Here is a 1,202-nt window from a genome sequence, read left to right as displayed (position 1 = left end):
CTTACCCGGCCTTGTATTATCCTCCCGTACAGAAAGAACCGGCCAGTTCTTTCTGTCAGGCAGTCCACATGCCGTACCCGGCCTTAGGCCACGAGCCTGTGTTGTAGATCCCTGCAGTGGACTGCCCCTTCTCCACAAGTGACAAACCGGACAGTATCATGGACCGGTTTTCCCGGTAATCCGCATTCACAAGGTTGGTTTCACTATGGAACAGGAACTTCACTTTATTGGTATCGATGTCTCCAAAGCTAAGCTGGATGTCGATGTGTTGCGACCTGATGGCCGTCACCGCAGCAAAAAGTTTACTAACACCCCTAAAGGTCACGAGGAGCTGCTCAACTGGCTCCGCAACCATAATGTGGCTCCGGCACATGTCTGCATGGAAGCGACCAGCACCTATATGGAAGATGCTGCGGCGTCTCTCAGTGATGCCGGTTTCACCGTATCCATCATCAACCCGACTCTGGGTAAAGCCTTTGCGCAGAGCGAAGGCCTGCGCAGTAAAACCGATGCCGTGGATGCCCGTATGCTGGCAGAGTTCTGCCGGCAGAAGCGTCCGGCAGCCTGGGAGGCACCGCATCCGGTGGAGCGCGCGTTGCGGGGGCTGGTGCTGCGGCATCAGTCCCTGACGGACATGCACACGCAGGAGCTGAACCGCCGTGAGACGGCGCGGGACGTGCAGATGCCGAGCATTGATGCACACCTTCTGTGGCTGGAAGCGGAGCTGAAGCGGCTGGAGAAACAGATAAAAGACCTGACGGATGACGACCCGGACCTGAAGCACCGGCGAAAACTGCTGGACAGCATACCGGGTATCGGTGAAAAGACGTCGGCGGTGCTGCTGGCGTATGTGGGGCTGAAGGACAGGTTCGGGCAGGCGCGGCAGTTCGCGGCGTTCGCAGGGCTGACACCGCGGCAGCATGAATCCGGCAGCAGCGTAAACAGGGCAAGCAGGATGAGTAAGGCTGGCCATGTCTCGCTTCGCAGGGCGCTGTATATGCCCGCGATGGTGGCGCTGTACAAAACGGAGTGGGGAAAAGGGTTCAGGGCGCGTCTGGAAAAGAACGGTAAGGGAGCGAAGCTGATAATCGGAGCGATGATGCGTAAGCTGGCGCAGGTGGCGTATGGCGTCCTGAAATCAGGACGCCCGTTCGATGCCACGTTGCATCAGGAAAATGCTTGCATGGCATAACAGTATCTAC

The 1,202-nt window shown here is 57.8% G+C and carries 1 protein-coding gene; it reads left to right on the top strand.

From position 1 onward, the window contains the following. Positions 1-205: 205 nt before the first annotated feature. Positions 206-1,192 carry an IS110 family transposase gene (locus tag ACMWL8_RS25080; RefSeq protein WP_045261369.1) on the top strand — a complete coding sequence of 329 codons (987 nt, stop codon included), beginning with the start codon at positions 206-208 and terminating at the stop codon, positions 1,190-1,192. Positions 1,193-1,202 lie beyond the last annotated feature (10 nt).

The organism is Enterobacter sp. 04-C-12-SI-ECC (assembly GCF_047530715.1).
GTDB classification, from domain to species: domain Bacteria; phylum Pseudomonadota; class Gammaproteobacteria; order Enterobacterales; family Enterobacteriaceae; genus Enterobacter; species Enterobacter bugandensis.
The sequence above is the reverse complement of the archived record's forward strand: the minus strand, read 5'-3'. Positions and strand labels throughout refer to the sequence as shown.